Origin of the sequence: Paraclostridium dentum, assembly GCF_048568265.1 — a bacterium.
GTDB lineage: Bacteria > Bacillota > Clostridia > Peptostreptococcales > Peptostreptococcaceae > Paraclostridium > Paraclostridium dentum.
Genome location: NZ_CP183813.1, coordinates 2,248,461 through 2,268,641, shown reverse-complemented (window position 1 = coordinate 2,268,641; position 20,181 = coordinate 2,248,461). Strand labels below are relative to the sequence as shown.

Below are 20,181 nucleotides of genomic sequence, written 5' to 3'. Positions count from 1 at the left end.
ATGCAAAGGATATAGATATGAATATTTATAGTAAATTAAATAAAGATTATAATTTAGAAATACATATTAGAAACAAAGGTATATTAGAATCATTAGAAAAAATTTTAAATCAACCTGATCTAAATAGTTCAGAATTGATAGATACAATAAATATTTTAGCTGATTTTATACAGTATAATGAAGTACACTATAATGAAGTTAATGAATTTATTTATTTAGCAGACTGTATAGTTTGTGTAATTGAAAATTTTAATAATGGAGAAATTAATTTAAGTTGCACATCAGAAATTATATATAAGGCTTTAAAATGTTTTATGAGTTTTTTAGAAGAGAAAGTTGAAATTGAATTAATTTTTTATGGTACAGACAAATATAAACTACTAGATAAAATTGCTAAACTTAACATAACTTATGTAACTAATATTGAAGAATATTTAAAAAATACATATGATAAATTTAAAATAAATATACTATTATATAGTGATGAAACTGCGAACTTAAAGTTGAAAGATGAATTGAATTTTAATGAAATAATATACTACGATAAAGTTATGAACTATATGTTCAACATAAGTGAAAAAATTTATTATAGTAATTATGACTATAATTATTTAACTAAATCACTGGAAAAATCTAAAGAGAGCCAAGTGGAAGCTATAGTAGTTGGAAATTCTTATCCACTAACAGGTATTATTGAAGACTTGTTAGATATAAAATCAATAAAATTGGCTTTATCAAGTCAAGATCTATATTATTCTTATAAATTAGCAAAGTTATCAATAGAAAATAATAGCAACATAAAAAAATGTATTATTGGAGCTGGATATTACTTAGTAAATCATGATTTATCTAAATCAAGAAGTGAGTATTCAGTAAACTTAGTTAAAAATACATATTATCCAATTTTAAGAGATAAGCATAATGCAACTAATGTAGAAGAAGTAGAACTATTAAATATTTCAAAAGTTATAGATAACAATAGTATTAATTATATATTTGACTTAGATATGTTAGATCTTTATTTTAAAGATTTAATATATAGAGATAATAAAGGATATTTCAATACTAACTTTACAAGAGAGATGAATAGTGCTCTTAGAGGTGTGAAATTGACTGATATTAGTGAGAATGACAAAATAAGGTTGGGAACTGAAAGAGCAAATCAACATAACAAGCTTGAAACATATAAAGAAACATATAAAGAGTATAAGGATATATTTAAATCATTTTTAACGTTTTTAAAAGACAACAAAGTAGAACCTATAATAGTAGTATTTCCAAACACTTCATATTATAAAAATTCATTGAGTCCAAACTATGAGCGTGAATTTTATTCAATAATAAATGAAATAGATAAATTATATGATATTAAGTTTGTCGATTTTTCAAAAATAGATATTTTTGATGAAGTTGATTTTATAGATTTTGATCATATGAGTGAACTAGGAGCTATAAAAATTACAAAAGAATTAAATAAATACATATAATAGTTAGAAATTTTAAAAAAACTATACAGTTTACAAATAAAATGCCGATTATTAAACTAAATGAGAAGCTTTTGCAAATTAATGTAGAATAATGAATTATTCTGTTAATAAAAAATTAAAATTTAGAATTATCCAAAATAAAAGTAAAAGCTTGAAATAAGTGATATTTTGGTATAAAATGTAAGTGTAAGTCGAAAAATGATATTTAAGGGCAAAACTAGGGAAATCTAGCTACGCAAAACTATAGGGGCTAAGGCTTTGAAAAGCTATGCTCGCCAGTTACCGAAGAGTTAATAAAACTTTTTGTTATCATTGCTAATATTAAAATTGTAAAATTAAGCAAAGAGATACTAAAAATTTTAAGAAAATCTATAAAATCATGTTAATGCATATTGGTGAAGTGTGTATATTTTTAAAATACATAAAATTTACATACACTTTTTTTATAAAGACTATCTGTGTAAAAATTCACAATGAAGTTATGATTATTATTAATTTTCTTTTCTAGTTTTGTTTTAATTTTTCAAATAAAAAATTAGTAATAATATTCTATAAAAGTGATGAACTACTCTTTCAGAGTAGTTTTTTTTAATTCTAAAAAACATTTTAAGCATTGGAGGGGAAAATGGAAGTTTACAATTTACTAAAATCAGGATTAGATGCAACAGAATTAAGAAGTAGAGTTATTGCTAATAACATTGCAAATATTAATACTCCAAATTACAAGAGAAAATATGTAGAGTTTGAAAATACACTAAAAGAGTCTATGGATAAAAATACTAAGCCTGAGATAAAAACAGATACATCATCAAAAGTCAGAGAAGATGGTAATAACATTGATTTAGAAAATGAAAAAGTTAACCAGGCGGCTACAACTCTTGAATATAACGCACTTATAACTTTGACGAATATAAAACTAGGGATGAGTAGAAGTGTAATAACAGGGAGGTAAGTAAATGAGCATTTTTTCAGGAATGAGAATAAGTGCAAGTGCACTTTCGGCAGAGCGATTAAGAATGGATGTTGTTTCATCAAACATAGCTAATATGAAAACAACTAGGACACCTGAGGGCGGAGCTTATAAACGAAAAGTGCCTGTATTTGAAGAAAATTATGATAAAAAATTAGGGATGCTAGGCGTGAAATCAGTAGCTATAGAGGAGGATAAGTCTCCACTAAGAAAATTATACGAACCAAATAACCCAGATGCAGATGCTCAAGGTTATGTGGAGTATCCAAATGTAGATATTTTAGTTGAGATGACTGATTTAATGACAGCATCTAGATCTTATGAATCAAATATAGATACATTAAATGCACAAAAAAGTATGATTTCGAAAGCTTTAGAAATAGGTAGGTAAAAGGAGTAGTTTATGAGTGGAATAAGTACTATAAATGCAATAAACAATATAGCAACAAATAACAACTTACTTACAGGAGCTAGTAACACAGGAAAAGTTGAAAAAGAAAATAACTTTGGAGATGTAATAAAAGAAGCATTAGATAAAGTTAATGATAAGCAGGTACAATCAAATCAAAAAATTCAAGACCTTATAAAAGGAGAAAATGTCTCTATGCATGATGTGATGTTGTCAGCTCAAGAAGCGCAATTGTCAATGCAGTTGATGATTGAGGTTAGAAACAAGATATATGAAGCTTATCAAGAGCTAAATAGAGTCCAATTATAACTTCATAGCAAGGAGAATTTTAAATGAATATAAAGGAATTTCCGCAAAAAACAAAAGATTTTGTGATCGTAAAAAAAGATCAATTTATTGAGCTTCCTAAAAAAAAGAAAATAATAATTGCAACTGCAATTGTGACTTTGGTTGTAGCAGGAATATTTGGAATTAATTATGCAAAATCAAATAAATATGCAGTGCTTTTTTCAGGATTAGATTCTAATGATGCTACGGTGGTAACTAAAGAGCTAGAGTCGAAAAAGGTGGAAACTAAAATAAAAGGTGATAGTATTTTAGTACCCAAGGGAGACGTAGATAAACTTAGGATGGAATTATCAAGTAATATTTCTAATGGATCTAAGGGATTTGAGTTAATGGATGGGGGATCATCATTTGGTATGACAGATGAAGAATTCCAAATTAAAAAACAAAGGATGATTCAAGGGGAAATTGAAAAAACTATAAAAGTTTTTCCTCAAGTACAAAGTGCTAGAGTTCATATAACCCAAGGAGAAGAATCTGTATTTGCGAATGAAACAGTACCTGGTAAAGCTGCTGTTTACGTAGAGTTAAGCCCTGGACAAACTTTAAAACAAGACCAAGTAATATCTATAATGTCGCTTGTTTCAGCGAGTACACAAAACGTACCAAAACAAAATGTTGAAGTAATAGATCAAAATATGAAATTATTATCAGATGGATTAATTGATGATAAAGGGAATGTACATACAAATAGCTTAAGTGAAGTTGATGAATCTATCAAAGCTGAAAAAGACTTAAGTAAAGACTTAGAAAGATCAATATTAGGTTTATTAGAACCTATATTTGGAGAAGGAAATATAAGAGCTAGTGTTAATACAGACTTAGATTTCGATTCAAGTGAAAAAACTGAACTTATAATAGATCCAAATAAAGTAATTACAAAAGAATCAAAGTCAAACAGTAAGTCGAGTGAAAGACAAAACTCAGGCGGAGCTGTAGATAATAATATGAGTAATATTAATGAAAGTGGAAAAGGAACAGATGAAGATACTCAGCAAGAAGTAGAATATCAAACTGGTAAAACGGAGACAAAAGTAATAAAAGCTAAAGGTGGCATAAACAGGATAACTGCTTCAGTTGCTATAAATGGAACACTTACTAGTGCAGAACTGAGAAATGTTGAAGGAATGGTAGCAAATGCAGTTGGTATGCAACCTAAAAGAGGAGATAGTGTTAAAGTAGTTTCTATGGGATTTGGCTCAGAAGACGAAGATACTTCTACATTTGGAGTTATAAAGAGTGCTATAAGTAAGGACAAATCATTAGGAAGGGTGTTAATTATAGCAGGTGTACTGAGTGTAATTATTTTACTTTTAATAATAGGTACAATAATTTATATGATTATAAAGAAAAAGAAAGCATCTAGTGAGCTAGATTATGTAGATGAAGAAGATGAAATAGAACTAATCAACAAAAAACTAGAAGAGTTAGAACAAAATAGATTAAATAGTAACGAAGAAGAGGATGAGGAAAATATTAGCTTAGAAGATGAAGTTAAACAATTTGCAGCTGATAATCCGGATCAAGTTACAGACCTAGTAAATAGTTGGTTAAATGAGTAAAGGGTGAGATTATTTGCAGACAGAAGGTATAAAAGGTAATGCATATGACTTAGGCGATATCCCTAAGTTTAGAAGAGTAACAGGATCTAGAAAGGCGGCTATACTTTTAATGACATTAGGTCCTGAGATTGCTTCAAGTGTAATAAAAAATCTTTCAGATAGAAAAATCCAAAAAATAGGGGTTGAAATAGCTAATATAAATACTGTAAAGCCGAGAGAAAGAAGAGAGGTTTTACAAGAATTTATAGAGTTAAACAAGGGAAAAGAGTTTGTAATAGAAGGTGGAATTGACTGTGCGAAATCTTTACTTAATGGAGCATTAGGAAGTCAAAGAGCTACTAAATTATTAGAAGGTATAAAATATGATGCATATACAAAGTTATTTATATCAGCTAGAAAGGCTGAGCCTGAACAAATACTAGCATGCATACAAGGTGAAAGTCCTCAGGCTATAGCCATAATATTAGCTCATATTCAACCTGATAAAGCAGCAGTAGTATTATCTGAATTACCTGATGAACTTAAGCTTGAAATTGCACTTAAGATAGGAACTACATCAAACATATCACCAGCTGTAATAAAATCTATAGACAAAGCTATAGAAGAAAAATTAAATAGCTTAGGAAAGTTAGAGATGGAAAGTGCTGGTGGTGTTAATAGCTTGGTAGATATATTAACAAATGTTGATAGAAAAACAGAGAAAAATATTATCAAATTTATCGAGCAGAAAAATGAAGAATTGGCTGAAGAAATTAAATCTAACATGTTTATCTTTGACGATATCGTTAGACTTGATAATATGGCTATTCAAAGAATTCTTAAAGAAGTTAATGTTAAAGACCTTGCATTTGCGCTTAAAGGAGCATCAGCAGATGTCTCAACTGCAATATTTAAAAATCAATCTCAAAGAGCATCACAAGCATTACGAGAAGAAATTGATTTACTTGGTAAGGTAAAGATATCTCAAGTAGAAGAAGCTCAACAAGCTATTGTAAATGTTGTTAGACGACTTGAAGATGCTGGTGAAATAACATTATCTAGAGGTTCAGACGATGAGTTTATTTAAAAGTAACAGTATTTTAAAATCTAATGGAGTAGTTTTTAAAGGTGTTAAGCCTTTAAAAACTACTTCTAAACCCAAAAAAGTTAATAATGAAGAAATAGTTGATGAAAATAAAGAATTAAAAGTCAAAGAAGAAATTGAAGAACAACTAAATCAAGCGAAAGACACTTGTGAAAATATGATATCAAATGCACAAGTAGAAAGTGAAAGAATTGTTCAAGAAGCACAAAATGAATGTGAAGAAATAAAAAAAAGAGCATATGAAGAAGGCCACAACATAGGATTGAGAAATGGTTATGAAGATGGATACAAGGAATCATATGAAGATAATATTGAAAAAGCAAAACAAGAGTCAGAAGATATTATAAATAAAGCAAATAATATTTTATTACAAGCTAATGAGCAATTTACAGACTTTTTAAAAGATAGTAAAAAAGAAATTGTTAGTTTGAGTATATCTATAGCAGAAAAAGTCCTTAAAGAAAAATTTAAAGATGTAGACTCTATGAATAATATAATTGAAGCTACTATAAAAGAATATGAAATTAAAGAAAATTTTGTAATAAGAACTAATGCAATCTACATAGAAAAAGTTAATGAACAATTAAATGAGTTAAAAAGCCAACAATTAATAAAAGGAGAATCATTTATACTAGCAGATGAATTTATAGAAGCAGGAAACGCAATAATTGAAACCAATAAAGGTAGATTAATAGTAGGCGTTGACTGTGTTTTAGAAAAGGTGAAAGAGGAACTTTTATGATAGATATAGACTTTGAAAGATTGAAAAATAAAGTTTTAGAAGTTAAAGAAGTTATATCAGAAGGTAAGGTAACTAAGATAATAGGTCTTACTGTTGAAGTAGAAGGTATAAAGGCATTTGTAGGAGAGCTTTGTACAGTTTACAATTATGCAGATGAGCCTATAAATTGTGAAGTTGTTGGTTTTAAAGATAAGAATGTAATTTTAATGCCACTAGGAGAACTTGCAGGAGTAGCTCCTGGGTGTAAAGTTGTTGCTAGAGGAATACCACTTAGTGTTAAATGTAGTAATGATTTATTAGGTAAAGTACTTGATGGAATCGGAAATCCAATAGATGATGAAGAGGTTTTAGGAGGAGAAAGATACAGTCTTTCAAATGAACCACCAGATCCAATGAAAAGACCAAGAATAAAAAATATCATGCCTACAGGTATAAGGGCAATTGATGGATTCTTAACTTGTGGAGAGGGTCAAAGGATAGGTATATTTGCAGGAAGTGGTGTTGGAAAAAGCACAACTTTAGGAATGATAGCAAAAACAGCTAAAGCTGATGTAAATGTTATTGCCCTTATAGGGGAAAGAGGTAGAGAAGTACTGGACTTCATAGAGAGAGATCTAGGTGAAGAAGGTATGAAAAAATCTGTAGTAGTTTGCGCAACTTCTGATAAATCACCTTTGCTTAGATTAAAGGGAGCACTAACAGCAACAGCTATAGCTGAGTACTTTAGAGATCAAGGTAAAAAAGTTATTTTAATGATGGATTCTGTAACAAGATTTGCAATGGCTCAAAGAGAAGTTGGACTAGCTATAGGCGAGCCACCTGCACAAAAAGGATATACACCATCAGTATTTGCACTACTTCCAAAGCTTATGGAAAGAAGTGGAATGTCTGATAAAGGGTCGATAACTGCTTTTTATACAGTTTTAGTTGATGGAGATGACTTTAATGAACCAATTGCAGATACAGTAAGAGGTATTTTAGATGGGCATATTGTTTTATCTAGAGACCTTGCACATAAAAATCATTACCCAGCTATAGACATTTTAAATAGTGTAAGTAGACTTATGAAAGAAATTTGTGAGGATCAACATCAAGAGTGTGCATCTTTAGCAAGAGATATATTAGCTACATATAAAGAGGCTGAAGATTTAATTAATATAGGTGCATACGAACATGGATCTAATAAAAATATAGATTTAGCGATTGAATACATAGATAAAGTTAATTCATTTTTAAAGCAAGGTGTAAATGAAAAAACTAAATTTGAAGAGAGTATAGTGGAACTAAAGAACATATTCAAATAACGAGGAGAGGTTTAAGTGACAAACTATAAGTTTAAGCTACAAAAGTTATTAGATATAAAAATAAAAGAAGAAGAAGCAAGTAAATTAGAATATACAAAGGCACAAAATGATAAAAAAGTATTAGAAGATAATATAAAAGAATTAGATTGTAGCTATAAAAAATATGCTCAGTTTGAAGATGTAGAGGATACTGTAAGTCAGAAAGTAAGATTAAACTATCTTCACTCAATAAGTCAAACTATAGAGCAAAGCAATAGAATATTAGTAGAAAAAGAAAGAATAGTAGTAGAGGCTAAAGATAAGTTTATTGAAAAACAAATAAACAGAAAATCTTTAGAAACATTAAAAGAAAATAAATTTATAAAGTTAAGAAAAGAAGAAGCGAGAAAAGAACAAATAGAAAATGATGAATTTGCTTTATATGCGTACATGAGAAATAAAAAGAATATATCATAAAGGATGATTGAGATATGAATTTTAACTTGAATTTTTCCTTCGACTTAGTAAACTTAGCACTTGGAAAAAGTAATTTAAGCACTAAGTTATCAAGTAAAGGTGGATTTGAAGATTTACTAGCTTCTTTAGATATGGACATTGAAAATACAAATGTAGATCAAAAAAATGAAGATTGTGATTTAATAGCATCATTAATTCAAAACCTTTTTTCAAATTTAAATAAATTAAAAGAAATGGATAATTCAGGTGTAAATCCAGATTTGAAAAAAGAAGAAATTTTGAAGTCAATAAACGATACTATTTTGAGCATAAATGATAAATCAAACTTAAGCTTAAAAACATTAGATATTGATAAGATGATTAAATTAAGTAATGATGAAATAAGTAGTTATATTGATTTAAATTTTAATTTAGATAAATTTACTAAAACTGATGGTTTAGATTTACCAACTGATGATGAAATTATTTTACCTAAAGGTTTAAATTTAGATAAATTGTCGAAAAAAGCTGGTGAAGAAAATATTAAACTGGCAGAAAATATCAATGAACAGGATAAAAATCCTAAAGATGGAATTAAAAAAGTAGACAGTGAGATAAAATCTTTAAAGTCATATGAAGAATTAAATGTAGCAACAAATGTTAATAAAAATAACATTGTAGATATAAATCAAAAAGATAAAAGCAAGGATGAAAGCTTAAGTATCTTAGAAAATATAGCAGATAAAAATGCAAGTGATTTATCCATAATAAATAACAAAACATTTACTCAAGAATCTTCTGCAAATAAAAATTTACCAGCAGTAACCATACGTGCAAGTAATATTGGTGATGATTTTATAAAAATGGTTAAATACTTGAAAAGTAATAATATAGAAGAAATTAAAGTAAATATAAATCCTAAAGAGCTAGGGGATATGACGATAAAGCTTTTAAAAGACGGGGAAGCTACAAAAATATTTATACATGTAGGAAAAGAAGAAACTTTTAATATGTTAAATAAAAATTTACATGATATAAATAAGCATCTAACAGATTTAGGAATAAAGGCTAAAGACATAGTTGTTGAAATGAAATCCAATGACCAAAATTTCTTTTCAGATAACTTAAGTCAAGAATTTAGCAAAAAAGAAGAACAAAAAAAGCAAAAAAAAAATAATAGAAACAATAACACAGTACTAAATTCTGTAGAAGATTTAGATGAAAATAAAATAGATGAATCAAATCTTAATATATTAGCTTAGAGGTAAATTATGAATAATTTTATGAAAGTAAATACACAACAAGCAAGTACTAAAACTACATCGAATACTAAAAATGTAGGAAATACCAAGTCATCTGGTAAAACAGATAATGGAACACCTATAGTTATGCCTGGAGAAGAAACTAATAAAGATTTATTTTTAAAGCTACTAGTAGCACAAATGAGTAACCAAGATCCTCTAAACCCACAGGACCCTACACAATATGTAACACAGCTTGCTCAATTTAGTTCGTTAGAGCAGATGCAAAATTTAAATGAGGGGATGGAATACCTAGTAGGATTAACTAATGGAGTTTTAGTAAACTCTGCGATGAGCACAGCATCAGCACTTATAGGAAAGAGAATAGAAGCTTATGCTCCAAAGGAAGATGATACTGAGGAAACTAACAATGTAGTTAAAGATGATGAAAAGCCAGATGATAAAAAAACTATTACAGGAGTAGTAGAAGGCATAAAAATTAAAGATGGTATTGTTTATATGGAAGTAAGAGTAGATGAAACAGGAGAATTAAAATCTATAGAATATGGATCTCTTATAAAAGCAAGTGAAAATAAAGGCTCTTTAGAGTCAAATACAAATAAAAAGGGAGAGTAATGATATGTTAAAGTCAATGTATTCAGGAATAAGTGGAATGAAGGCAAATCAAACTAAAATGGACGTTGTAGGTAACAATGTTGCAAATGTTGGAACAACAGCTTTTAAAAAGTCAGGTGTTAGATTTTCAGATGCATTAAACCAAACAGTAATATATTCAAGTGTTCCTGGTGGAGCTGCTGGAGACCCTAATGTAATAGGAGGGGTTAACCCAGGACAAGTAGGAATTGGGACTAAAGTAAGTGGAATATTTAGAAATATGATACAAGGAAATGTACAGCCAACAGGAAGACCAACAGATTTAGCAATAGATGGAGATGGATTTTTTGTTGTAAGTGTAGGACCTAATCAAGAAGCTTACACAAGAGATGGATCTTTTACATTAGATGCTAATGGAAACTTAGTAACAGCTGATGGATATAAAGTTTTAAATACAGATGGAAAGCCAGTAGAAATACCAAAAGAACAACCTAATCCAGATGGAGAAATGCAAAAGGTTTTATCTTTTAATATATCAAAAGAAGGTAAAGTGTCATATTTACTAGCAGATGGAACTAAGGTTGAAAATGCTCAAACATTAAAGATAGCAGTATTCCAAAATCCAGAAGGGTTAGAATCTTTAAGTGGTAACCTTTATGGAGAAACTGCTAACTCAGGAAATGCTATGTATGGAGTTAAATATGGTCTTATAAACCAAGGTGCTATAGAAATGTCAAATGTTGATTTATCAGATGAGTTTACAGAGATGATAGTGACAACAAGAGCATTCCAAGCAGCTAGTAAGGTTATAACAACAAGTGACGAACTTTTACAGGAAATAATAAACTTAAAAAGATAGTAGGAGGATAATATGAAAAAAAATGATATGTTAACTCCCGTAGGTCTTGTATTAGCTCTTGGATTTGTTGTATATGGTATATCACTAGGAAAAACAGGGATAGGCGCATTTATAGATGTGCCATCCTTAGCAATTACAGTTGGAGGATCTTTTGCATCAATCCTTATAACATTTTCTATGGAAGATTTAAAAACGGGATTTAAAATAACTAAGGAAATATTACGATCAGGGAATATAAATAAAGTTGATTTAGTAGATCAATTTAAGGAATTAGCTAGAAAAGTTAGAAAAGATGGACCTTTGGCAGTAGAGCAAGAAGTTTCTGAAATAGAAGATGCATTTTTAAGAAAAGGCTTAGAACTAGCTATAGATGGTATTGACATGGAAGATATTAAAGAAATATTAGAAATAGAAATAGATGAAGTAGAAAGTAAATACAGTACAGGGTCAAAAATATTTAAGATATGGGGATCTTATGCACCTGCATTTGGTATGGTTGGAACATTAATAGGATTAATTCAGATGCTTTCAGACATGGGAAGTCCAGATACTATATCAAGTGGTATGGCTGCAGCTCTTATAACTACATTTTATGGGGCATTAATGGCTAATGCTATACTAAATCCAATTGGATTTAACATTCAAATAAAAGGGGAAAGAGAATGTGAACGTATGGATATGATGATTTGTGGAATTATGAGTATCCAAAATGGAGATAGCACTAGAGTTATTGAAGAAAAACTAGTGAACTTCCTAACTCCAAAAGAAAAGAAATCTTATTATACTAGAGGTACGATAGAAGGTGAAGAAGTAAATGTCGCGTAGAGATAAAAGAAAAAGAAAAGGCGATGATGTAGAAACAGGGTCTTGGATGGATACATATGCTGACACAATAACACTACTTCTTACTTTCTTTATCCTACTATATTCAATATCGGCAGTAGATAGTCAAAAGTTAAGTGAATTATCAAAAGCTTTAAAAAGTTCTTTAGGTGGAAGTACATCTATAGAAAAAATAGAAAATTTAGAAGATTTAAAGGTGCAAGTAGGTAAACCTAATTTAGAAAAAGAGGATCTTGCAAAGAAAGTTAATAAAGCAGTGCAAGATAATAACCTTCAAGACTCGGTTAAAGTAAGAGAAGAAGATAGAGGTATAGTACTTCAATTAGATGAAAATATACTTTATGATTCAGGAAAATCAGATTTAAAAGAAACAAGTATAAAGGCATTAGATACTATAACTAAGCTAGTTACAGATATGGATAATGATGTTTTAGTAGAAGGACATACAGACAATGTTCCTATACATAACTCACAGTATGCATCAAACTGGGAACTTTCAACAGCCAGAGCTGTAAGTGTTGTAAGATACTTCGTTGAAAATAAAGAGGTTCCACCAACTAGATTTGCAGTAAAAGGATATGCAGAGTTTAGACCTTTAGTAGCTAACGATACTCCAGAAAATAGATCTACAAATAGAAGAGTAGATATCTTAATAGTAGATAAAAAAGAAAAAGCTAAGCAGCAAGAAGAACAAAATCAAAATCAACAACCGCAACAAAGTCAAGACACGAAGGAGTAAGATAACTTATTATGTATGAAACATTGAGATACTTAGTAAACTTAAGTGCATTTATCATTCTGATGATTGGAGTAATTGCTATTGCTTATAAAATGAATGGAATAAACTTACAAAATGTTGGAATTTATAAATATGCAAAAATTTTAGAAAAAGTTGGGATTAACAAAGATACATATTTAGTTGTTTTAAAAACAGGAGAAGATGGATGTGTGTTGTTAGTTTCAAATAATAATATAGAAAAAATAAAAGATTTAACTCCAGAGGACATAAAAGAGATAGAAGATAAAAGACAAAATAACAATGTATTAAAAGCAGATAAATTAAAATTTAAAAAATTGAACTTAAAAAAAGATATACAAAACCCTATGAATTTAATAGGTAAGCTAAAGGAGAAAAAAGATGCAAACATTAAGTGATATAACACCATATTTAAGCGATTATACTCCTTTAATGAAAATGTTTATAGTTTTAACAGGTTTAATGTTTTTAGGTGCAATTGTCTTTATGATGACAAGTTTTGTAAGAATTATAATAACTTTTTCTTTTATAAAGTCTGCACTAGGTGCTCAGCAAACAATACCTAATCAAGTATTAGTTGGACTTGCAATATGTTTGACTATGTTTATTATGGCTCCTACCGTGAAGCAAATAAATGAACAAGCACTAAAACCCTATATGAGTCATGAAATTAAGTTTGAAGAAGCCGTAGAAAAAGCAGAAAAACCTATAAGAAAATTCTTATTAAAACAGACTAGACAAGAAGATATAAAACTATTTGTTGAAAACTCAGATTTAAATGAAAAAAATTTAACTAGAGAAAATATACCCTTATATATATTAATACCAGCATTTTCTATTAGTGAATTAAAAACAGCTTTCCAAATAGGATTTTTAATTTATTTACCATTCTTGTTAATAGATTTAGTAGTATCAAGTGTACTTATGTCTATGGGTATGTTTATGCTACCACCTGTTATGATTTCACTACCATTTAAACTATTGTTATTTATTATGGTAGATGGATGGAATTTATTAATAAAATCTTTATTGCTAAGTTTTCAATAATTGAGGAGCGTACTAAAATGAGTGAAAGTGTAGTAGTCAGCATAGTAAAAGAAACTTTATATACAGGAATGTTAATAGCAGGGCCTATTTTAATATTATCTTTATTGGTAGGTTTACTAATAAGTATATTCCAGGCAACCACTCAAATCCAAGAACAAACATTATCTTTTATACCGAAGTTGATAGTTGTAGCGATTACATTGGCGATCGGTGGAGCTTGGATGTTAAATGAGCTTATTCAATTTACAAATAAAATTATGAATATGGTTGCAAATATAAAAGGATAACTTTTAAAATTGATATTTGTATTTTTAAGATTGATTGCATTTTTTTCATGCATAACTATAATTTTCCCGAGTGGAACGCCAAATGTATTTAAAGTTACTTTCACACTATTTATGTCGGTAATAATTACTTCTACAATAAATGTTAATGTAGAGGTTAAAAATGTGTATGAACTAGTCAATATTGGAGTAATGGAAACTATAACAGGATTAGTTTTAGGTTATATAACAAGTATATGTATAAACAGTTTAAAGATAGCTGGAAGCTTAATAGATCAACAACTTGGGTTATCGATGATAAATATTTATGATCCAACAAGCCATGAAAGTAACACACTAATTGAGAATATAGTTTATTGGATTGGAATAATGGTATTTTTTAGTATAAACGGGCATCATGAGCTTATAAAAGGTATAAGTCAAAGTTTTAAACTTATCGAGGTTGGGAGTTATATATTAAAAGATAATTACACATATGTTGTAAATATATTTATTCAGTGCTTTATAATCGGATTTAAGATAGCAGTTCCTATAATACTAGCACTTATAATAACAGATTTTATAATGGGTTTAATTTCAAGAAGTGTACCACAATTAAATGTAATGGTAATAGGAATGCCTTTAAAAGTAATTGTTGGAATAATGTTTTTTGTGATTTCATTACCATTTATATTAAATGAATTACATAATTTATTGATTAATATGACTGATATTTTAGATGGAACTTTTAAAGCCACTAGCAAAATGCATGTAACATCTATGGCGCCGTTAGGTTTTTTGCTTTCAACTGATGATAAGACAGAAGAGCCTACTGGTAAAAAAATAAAAGATGCTAGAAAAAGTGGAAATGTAGCAAAAAGTAAAGAGGTTGTAACGACAGTAACACTTTTAGGTGTCCTTATGATAATTTACTCTATGTCTGATTTTATAATTGGAGAGTTACAAAGCTACATAGTTCAATATTTAAATACTGGTTTTACAAATGAGTTTTCAATAGCATTGGTAAGAGATTTATTGATGATTCTTTTAATGGGGTTTATGAAAATTATAATACCTGTTGGTATGATTATCATACTTTTTTCATCAATAGGAAATCTTATGCAAAGTGGTTTTTTAATGACAGCGGATCCATTAAAGCCAAAGTTGTCAAAATTAAATCCTATAAGTGGATTTAAAAATATGTTTTCGAAGAAGGCATTAGGAAATTTAATAAAAAGTATAGTCATTGTAACTGTTCTTTTTAAGGTAGGATATTCATTTATGGAGAAAAACTTCATGGGAATAATGAAAACCGGAGATATTTATCTACCATATTTAATGAGAACTATAGTTGAGTTAATTAGAGATTTAATACAAAATATAATTCTTGTTTTAGTAGTTGTATCTACGCTAGATTTTGCATATCAAAAGTATGTACATAAAAAAGATCTTAAGATGACTAAACAAGAAGTAAAAGAAGAGTTCAAGCAAATGGAAGGTAATCCAGAAATAAAAGGTAAGATAAAGCAAAAGCAAAGAGAAATGTCATCAAGAAGAATGATGGAATCTGTACCATCAGCTAGTGTAATTGTAACAAATCCTACTCATATATCTATAGCTATAAAATATGAAAAAGGAGCAGATTCTGCACCGACAGTTGTAGCAAAAGGAGCAGATTTAGTAGCCTTTAAAATAAGAGAAATAGCAAAAGAGCATGATATACCTATTATAGAAAATAAGCCTTTAGCAAGACTTATTTATAAAGAAGTAGAGATTGAACAAGAGATACCAGAAAAGATGTATCAAGAAGTAGCAGAGGTATTAGTTGCAGTTTATAAAATAAAAAATAGATATAAAAAAATATAAAAAGAGGTTTTAAATGGAAAAATTAGGGCTTAAAAAAAGAACTGATATATTAGTTGGATTTGGGATAATTGGAATTATACTTATGATAATAATTCCACTACCACCTTTTTTATTAGATATAATGCTAGCTATAAATATAGGGCTGTCAGTGCTTATATTACTAATGACGATATTTTCAACTAGTATATTAGAATTATCAATATTTCCAACGATACTTCTAGTGACAACTTTATTTAGGCTAGGTCTTAATATATCATCTACAAGACTTATATTAGGGCAAGGTTATGCAGGAAATGTTATAGAGTCTTTTGGAAGTTTTGTTGTTGGAGGAAATTACGTAGTTGGTATAATCATATTTTTAATAATTGTAATAATACAATTTGTTGTTATAACAAATGGTTCGAGTAGAGTATCTGAAGTATCAGCAAGATTTACCTTAGATGCAATGCCAGGTAAGCAGATGAGTATAGATGCAGATTTAAATGCAGGAGCTATAGATGAAAAGACAGCTAGAAAAAGAAGAAAAGAATTACAACAAGAAGCTGAGTTTTATGGTTCTATGGATGGGGCATCTAAGTTTGTAAAAGGTGATGCTATTGCAGGGATAATAATAACTACAATAAATATACTTGCAGGTATAGTTATTGGTGTTGTAATGCTTGATATGGATTTTATGGAATCTATTCAAACCTATACAACACTTACAATTGGAGATGGTTTAGTAAGTCAGGTACCTGCATTAATTATCTCAACATCTGCAGGTATATTAGTAACTAAAGTTAATGGCGATGAAAACTTTAGTACTCAATTAGGAAAACAGTTAATATCAATTCCTAAAGCGGTAATTATGGCAGGTATAGTTTTAGTATTACTAGGATTATTGCCTGGGTTACCTAAATTATCATTTTTCACTTTAGGTGCAGGAGCTATATTTATAGGATACACACTTAAAAAAGAAGAAAAAGAGGCCGAAGAGGAAGCTTTATATGAAGTTGAAGCTGCGCCGACAGCTGAGGAAAGTCTGGAAAATGCAGAAGATGTTTCATCTCTTTTAAATGTAGAACCTATAGAGATAGAAATTGGATATGGAATAATTCCTTTAGCTGATGAAAGTAGTGGCGGAGATTTATTACAAAGGATTGTATCGGTTAGAAGACAATGTGCAATTGATATGGGAATAATAGTTCATCCGATAAGGATAAGAGATAACCTACAGTTAAATCCAAATCAATATACTATAAAAATAAAAGGTATACCAGTAACAACATATGAACTTATGCCAAATATGCTTTTATGTATGAACCCAATGGGCATGGACGTAGATTTGGATGGTATATCAACTAAAGAACCTACATTTGGGTTAGATGCCTTATGGATAGAAAAAGACAAAGCAGAAGAGGCAGAATTATACGGATTTACTGTTGTAGACCCTACAACTATATTAGTAACTCACTTACTTGAGACTATAAAATCTAAATCTCATGAACTTATGGGACGTCAAGAAGTAAAGGCGATAATAGATGCTACAAGAGAAAAATACAGTGCAGTTGTAGAAGAGTTAATACCAGATTTAATGACATTAGGAGAAGTTCAAAAAGTATTCCAAAATCTATTAAAAGAAAAGGTATCTATAAAAGATAGAGTTACTATACTAGAAACTTTAGCAGATAATGCAAGAAATACTAAAGATTTAGAGCTACTTACCGAATATGTAAGAATGGCTATGAGTAGAAGTATATGTCTTGAATTAATAGATGAAAACAATTCGATAGTAGTTACAACACTATCTATGGAAATTGAAAATTTAGTAGCTAATAGTTTACAAAGATCTGTAAATGGAACATATCCAGCTATAGATCCAGAAACTACTAATAAGATTTTTAAAGGAATACAATCGACTATAGAGTCTGTCAATTTTAATAATAATAGACCAATAGTATTAGTTTCTCCTAAGATAAGAGCACCATTTAGAAAATTAGTTGAAATGGTGTTTACTAACTTAACTATATTGTCATTAAATGAAATACCTAATGATGTACAAATAAAATCTCAAGGGGTAATTAATATATAGTGATTGGAGTTGTTGACATTATGATTAGTAAAGAAGAACTTATAAATCAAAATATGCCTATTGTTAGAAGCATTGCTTCTAAGTATTATACAAATAAAATAGGAATGGAATACGAAGACTTAGTAAGTTATGGGGTTATGGGATTATTAGATGCAAGTGATAAGTTTGATGAAGGAAAAGGCGTTAAATTTTCAACTTATGCTTCTATAAGAATAACATCTTATATAATAGATGAAATTAGAAAACAATCACCAGTATCTAGAGGATGTATAAGTAAAGTAAGATCATATAAAAATTGTATAGAAAATTTACAACACAAAAATTTTAGAGAACCTACAGTAAATGAAATAGCTGACTTTATGGAAATATCAAATGACGAAGTTCATAAAATAAGAAAAAGCACCTTAAATTTAAGTACAAGTTCTCTTGATAATATGGTTTTAGATAGCGAAAATGATTTAAAGCTTATAGATATAATAAAAGACGAGTCTATAAACGTAGAAGCATCAATAGAAAAAGAAGAACTTATAGAAACAGTAGCTAAGGCGTTAGACTTACTAAAGGAAAAGGATAGACTTGTGCTATCACTGTATTATTATGAAGAATTGACACTTAAAGAAATTGGCGAAATATTAGGAGTTACAGAGTCTAGAGTTTCACAGTTAAGTAAAAAGGCTATTTCAAATTTAAGAGGTATGATGAAAAAACTAAAATACCTGGATTAGGAGGAAATATGATAAGAGGACTATATGCATCTGTATCTTCGATGTTAAATTTACAGTCGAGACAAAGTACAATAACAAACAATATAGCAAATATAAAAACTAATGGATATAAAGAAGATAAATTAATATCTAAAAGTTTTGAAGAAATGACTTTATCCAATAATGATAATTACCAAAATGGAAAAGCATATCAACAAATTTTAGGTGGAGTAAGTTTTGGTACTAGAATAGACGAAGTTAATACAAATTTTAAGCAAGGTACATTTGTAGCAACTGAAAATAATTCCGATTTTGCAATAGATGGTAGTGGATTTTTTCAGATAAGAGACTTTGGTGGAAATACATTTTATTCTAGAGATGGATCATTTAAGGTTAACTCACAAGGATACCTTGTAACAAATGGTGGCCATAATGTTATGGGATTAAATCAGGCAAGTGGAGCTAATGAACCTATATATGTAGGTAATGGTAAAATTACAGTTACACCTTCAAACGAGCTTATGGTAGAAGGTGGAGCTAGTTATAAATTTTCTATTGTAGATTTTAATGATTACAAAAATCTTAAAAAAGTTGGAGATAACTTATACTCAGGAAATAACCCTAAAAACTCAAATAACTATTCTATAAAACAAGGATATGTAGAAGGGTCAAATGTAGATTACATAAGCTCAGTAACAGAAATGATGGAAACAGTAAAAGAGTTTGAAGCTAATCAAAAAGTTATACAAACTATAGATTCAACATTAAGACAAATAGCTAATGAAATCGGAAATGTAAGGTAGGTATAAAATATGTATAATATAATGCATAATAGTAAGTCTGGGATGTTATCAAGTCAATCTAATATAGATTTGATTTCAAATAATATAACAAATTCACAGACTGTAGGATATAAAAAATTAGATGCTAATTTTTTAGATTTATATCAAGAATCATTACATAAAAATTCATACCCAACTAACTCTACAAGTGTTAGAACTGGTACTGGAAGTAGGATATCTCAAGCAACTAGAAATTATGAACAAGGTGCAATTAAAGAAACTAAAATAAATACTAATTTAGCAATAGATGGAGATGGCTTTTTTAGAGTGATGAGATCAGATGGAAGCTACGCATACACAAGAAATGGAGAATTTAATTTAGATTCAACTGGTAAATTAGTAGATGATAAGGGTAATATATTAGATATACAACCTTTAAATGGGAATGGTAAAAATATTAATCTAAAAAATGGAGATTTAAGTATACATAAGAATGGGGAAATATATCTAGATAATAACAAAGTTGGAGTGATTAATTTATATCAACCTAAAGGAGATGCTGATTTTGTATCAGTAGGAGATAATTTATTTACTGCAAAGCCAACTAATGTTGAAGCTGTACAAAATAAAAGCATATTACAAGGACATGTAGAAATGTCTAATGTAAATATGCAAGATGAGATGGTAAATTTAATAATGGCTCAAAGGTCATTTCAGTATAACAGCAAGGGTATACAGGTAGGAGACGATATGTGGTCAATGGTAAACAATCTTCAAAGTAGATAGAATCGGAGG

At 29.0% G+C, this 20,181-nt stretch carries 22 protein-coding genes and 1 riboswitch; all 22 genes read left to right on the top strand.

Annotated elements, in window-relative coordinates; translation table 11 throughout:
- The first annotated feature begins 17 nt into the window (after nucleotides 1–17).
- The 22 genes from ACN6I1_RS10430 to ACN6I1_RS10325 all read left to right on the top strand — a co-directional run bounded on the left by ACN6I1_RS10430 (nucleotide 18) and on the right by ACN6I1_RS10325 (nucleotide 20,172).
- A complete protein-coding gene (locus tag ACN6I1_RS10430; RefSeq protein ID WP_419741868.1) occupies nucleotides 18–1,487 on the top strand; it encodes a hypothetical protein in 1,470 nt (489 codons plus the stop codon).
- Between the two features lie 200 nt (nucleotides 1,488–1,687).
- Nucleotides 1,688–1,774: riboswitch (cyclic di-GMP riboswitch) on the top strand.
- 338 nt (nucleotides 1,775–2,112) lie between these two features.
- Nucleotides 2,113–2,439, top strand: a complete 327-nt coding sequence (gene flgB, locus ACN6I1_RS10425) for a flagellar basal body rod protein FlgB (protein ID WP_035115124.1) — start codon at nucleotides 2,113–2,115, stop codon at nucleotides 2,437–2,439.
- 4 nt (nucleotides 2,440–2,443) lie between these two features.
- Nucleotides 2,444–2,848 carry a flagellar basal body rod protein FlgC gene (gene flgC / locus ACN6I1_RS10420; protein ID WP_419741867.1) on the top strand — a complete coding sequence of 135 codons (405 nt, stop codon included), beginning with the start codon at nucleotides 2,444–2,446 and terminating at the stop codon, nucleotides 2,846–2,848.
- A 12-nt stretch (nucleotides 2,849–2,860) separates the two neighbouring features.
- The gene (gene fliE, locus ACN6I1_RS10415; RefSeq protein WP_021429568.1) at nucleotides 2,861–3,175 is read left to right on the top strand and encodes a flagellar hook-basal body complex protein FliE; all 315 of its coding nucleotides are present in this window, start codon (nucleotides 2,861–2,863) and stop codon (nucleotides 3,173–3,175) included.
- Between the two features lie 23 nt (nucleotides 3,176–3,198).
- Nucleotides 3,199–4,773 (top strand): flagellar basal-body MS-ring/collar protein FliF, encoded by a 1,575-nt coding sequence (gene fliF, locus ACN6I1_RS10410; protein ID WP_419741866.1) that lies wholly within the window; start codon nucleotides 3,199–3,201, stop codon nucleotides 4,771–4,773.
- A 13-nt stretch (nucleotides 4,774–4,786) separates the two neighbouring features.
- Complete coding sequence (gene fliG, locus ACN6I1_RS10405) at nucleotides 4,787–5,839, top strand: flagellar motor switch protein FliG (protein ID WP_025162510.1); 1,053 nt, start codon at nucleotides 4,787–4,789, stop codon at nucleotides 5,837–5,839.
- Nucleotides 5,826–6,599 (top strand): FliH/SctL family protein, encoded by a 774-nt coding sequence (locus ACN6I1_RS10400; RefSeq protein ID WP_419741865.1) that lies wholly within the window; start codon nucleotides 5,826–5,828, stop codon nucleotides 6,597–6,599. Before fliG ends, ACN6I1_RS10400 begins: the two co-directional genes overlap by 14 nt.
- Nucleotides 6,596–7,903, top strand: coding sequence for a flagellar protein export ATPase FliI (gene fliI / locus ACN6I1_RS10395; protein ID WP_419741864.1), 1,308 nt, complete (start codon nucleotides 6,596–6,598; stop codon nucleotides 7,901–7,903). Before ACN6I1_RS10400 ends, fliI begins: the two co-directional genes overlap by 4 nt.
- 15 nt (nucleotides 7,904–7,918) lie before the next feature.
- Nucleotides 7,919–8,359, top strand: coding sequence for a flagellar export protein FliJ (gene fliJ, locus ACN6I1_RS10390; protein WP_419741863.1), 441 nt, complete (start codon nucleotides 7,919–7,921; stop codon nucleotides 8,357–8,359).
- Nucleotides 8,360–8,373: 14 nt separating this feature from the next.
- Entirely contained in the window at nucleotides 8,374–9,600 is a 1,227-nt protein-coding gene (locus ACN6I1_RS10385) for a flagellar hook-length control protein FliK (protein WP_419741862.1), read from the top strand.
- Between the two features lie 9 nt (nucleotides 9,601–9,609).
- Nucleotides 9,610–10,215, top strand: coding sequence for a flagellar hook assembly protein FlgD (locus ACN6I1_RS10380; protein ID WP_419741861.1), 606 nt, complete (start codon nucleotides 9,610–9,612; stop codon nucleotides 10,213–10,215).
- A gap of 4 nt (nucleotides 10,216–10,219) precedes the next feature.
- Entirely contained in the window at nucleotides 10,220–11,053 is an 834-nt protein-coding gene (gene flgF, locus ACN6I1_RS10375; RefSeq protein WP_419741860.1) for a flagellar basal-body rod protein FlgF, read from the top strand.
- 12 nt (nucleotides 11,054–11,065) lie between these two features.
- On the top strand, nucleotides 11,066–11,878 hold the full coding sequence (locus ACN6I1_RS10370) for a motility protein A (RefSeq protein WP_419741859.1): 813 nt from the start codon (nucleotides 11,066–11,068) through the stop codon (nucleotides 11,876–11,878).
- On the top strand, nucleotides 11,868–12,635 hold the full coding sequence (locus ACN6I1_RS10365) for an OmpA/MotB family protein (protein ID WP_419741858.1): 768 nt from the start codon (nucleotides 11,868–11,870) through the stop codon (nucleotides 12,633–12,635). Before ACN6I1_RS10370 ends, ACN6I1_RS10365 begins: the two co-directional genes overlap by 11 nt.
- 11 nt (nucleotides 12,636–12,646) lie before the next feature.
- Nucleotides 12,647–13,051, top strand: a complete 405-nt coding sequence (locus ACN6I1_RS10360; protein ID WP_419741857.1) for a flagellar biosynthetic protein FliO — start codon at nucleotides 12,647–12,649, stop codon at nucleotides 13,049–13,051.
- Nucleotides 13,035–13,700, top strand: coding sequence for a flagellar type III secretion system pore protein FliP (gene fliP / locus ACN6I1_RS10355; RefSeq protein ID WP_021429620.1), 666 nt, complete (start codon nucleotides 13,035–13,037; stop codon nucleotides 13,698–13,700). The genes ACN6I1_RS10360 and fliP overlap by 17 nt, the downstream gene beginning before the upstream one ends.
- Before the next feature lie 68 nt (nucleotides 13,701–13,768).
- Nucleotides 13,769–13,987 (top strand): flagellar biosynthetic protein FliQ, encoded by a 219-nt coding sequence (locus ACN6I1_RS10350; RefSeq protein WP_370013843.1) that lies wholly within the window; start codon nucleotides 13,769–13,771, stop codon nucleotides 13,985–13,987.
- Between the two features lie 9 nt (nucleotides 13,988–13,996).
- A complete protein-coding gene (locus tag ACN6I1_RS10345; protein ID WP_419741856.1) occupies nucleotides 13,997–15,829 on the top strand; it encodes a fused FliR family export protein/FlhB family type III secretion system protein in 1,833 nt (610 codons plus the stop codon).
- Between the two features lie 13 nt (nucleotides 15,830–15,842).
- Nucleotides 15,843–17,900 carry a flagellar biosynthesis protein FlhA gene (gene flhA, locus ACN6I1_RS10340; protein WP_053831612.1) on the top strand — a complete coding sequence of 686 codons (2,058 nt, stop codon included), beginning with the start codon at nucleotides 15,843–15,845 and terminating at the stop codon, nucleotides 17,898–17,900.
- 20 nt (nucleotides 17,901–17,920) lie between these two features.
- The gene (locus ACN6I1_RS10335; RefSeq protein WP_021429636.1) at nucleotides 17,921–18,625 is read left to right on the top strand and encodes a sigma-70 family RNA polymerase sigma factor; all 705 of its coding nucleotides are present in this window, start codon (nucleotides 17,921–17,923) and stop codon (nucleotides 18,623–18,625) included.
- Between the two features lie 8 nt (nucleotides 18,626–18,633).
- Nucleotides 18,634–19,407: a flagellar hook-basal body complex protein gene (locus ACN6I1_RS10330; RefSeq protein WP_025162522.1), complete on the top strand. Its 774-nt coding sequence runs from the start codon at nucleotides 18,634–18,636 to the stop codon at nucleotides 19,405–19,407.
- A gap of 9 nt (nucleotides 19,408–19,416) precedes the next feature.
- Complete coding sequence (locus tag ACN6I1_RS10325; protein ID WP_021429556.1) at nucleotides 19,417–20,172, top strand: flagellar hook-basal body complex protein; 756 nt, start codon at nucleotides 19,417–19,419, stop codon at nucleotides 20,170–20,172.
- The last annotated feature ends 9 nt before the right edge of the window (nucleotides 20,173–20,181 follow it).

Coding starts and splice junctions, on each gene's coding strand:
- ACN6I1_RS10335 (WP_021429636.1), top strand. CDS start 17,921: ATGATTAGTAAAGAAGAACTTATAAATCAAAATATGCCTATTGTTAGA.
- ACN6I1_RS10360 (WP_419741857.1), top strand. CDS start 12,647: ATGTATGAAACATTGAGATACTTAGTAAACTTAAGTGCATTTATCATT.
- ACN6I1_RS10365 (WP_419741858.1), top strand. CDS start 11,868: ATGTCGCGTAGAGATAAAAGAAAAAGAAAAGGCGATGATGTAGAAACA.
- fliE (WP_021429568.1), top strand. CDS start 2,861: ATGAGTGGAATAAGTACTATAAATGCAATAAACAATATAGCAACAAAT.
- ACN6I1_RS10325 (WP_021429556.1), top strand. CDS start 19,417: ATGTATAATATAATGCATAATAGTAAGTCTGGGATGTTATCAAGTCAA.
- ACN6I1_RS10350 (WP_370013843.1), top strand. CDS start 13,769: ATGTTAATAGCAGGGCCTATTTTAATATTATCTTTATTGGTAGGTTTA.
- ACN6I1_RS10380 (WP_419741861.1), top strand. CDS start 9,610: ATGAATAATTTTATGAAAGTAAATACACAACAAGCAAGTACTAAAACT.
- fliP (WP_021429620.1), top strand. CDS start 13,035: ATGCAAACATTAAGTGATATAACACCATATTTAAGCGATTATACTCCT.
- ACN6I1_RS10400 (WP_419741865.1), top strand. CDS start 5,826: ATGAGTTTATTTAAAAGTAACAGTATTTTAAAATCTAATGGAGTAGTT.
- ACN6I1_RS10330 (WP_025162522.1), top strand. CDS start 18,634: ATGATAAGAGGACTATATGCATCTGTATCTTCGATGTTAAATTTACAG.
- ACN6I1_RS10370 (WP_419741859.1), top strand. CDS start 11,066: ATGAAAAAAAATGATATGTTAACTCCCGTAGGTCTTGTATTAGCTCTT.
- ACN6I1_RS10385 (WP_419741862.1), top strand. CDS start 8,374: ATGAATTTTAACTTGAATTTTTCCTTCGACTTAGTAAACTTAGCACTT.
- flgB (WP_035115124.1), top strand. CDS start 2,113: ATGGAAGTTTACAATTTACTAAAATCAGGATTAGATGCAACAGAATTA.
- fliI (WP_419741864.1), top strand. CDS start 6,596: ATGATAGATATAGACTTTGAAAGATTGAAAAATAAAGTTTTAGAAGTT.
- flgF (WP_419741860.1), top strand. CDS start 10,220: ATGTTAAAGTCAATGTATTCAGGAATAAGTGGAATGAAGGCAAATCAA.
- ACN6I1_RS10430 (WP_419741868.1), top strand. CDS start 18: ATGAATATTTATAGTAAATTAAATAAAGATTATAATTTAGAAATACAT.
- flgC (WP_419741867.1), top strand. CDS start 2,444: ATGAGCATTTTTTCAGGAATGAGAATAAGTGCAAGTGCACTTTCGGCA.
- fliF (WP_419741866.1), top strand. CDS start 3,199: ATGAATATAAAGGAATTTCCGCAAAAAACAAAAGATTTTGTGATCGTA.
- flhA (WP_053831612.1), top strand. CDS start 15,843: ATGGAAAAATTAGGGCTTAAAAAAAGAACTGATATATTAGTTGGATTT.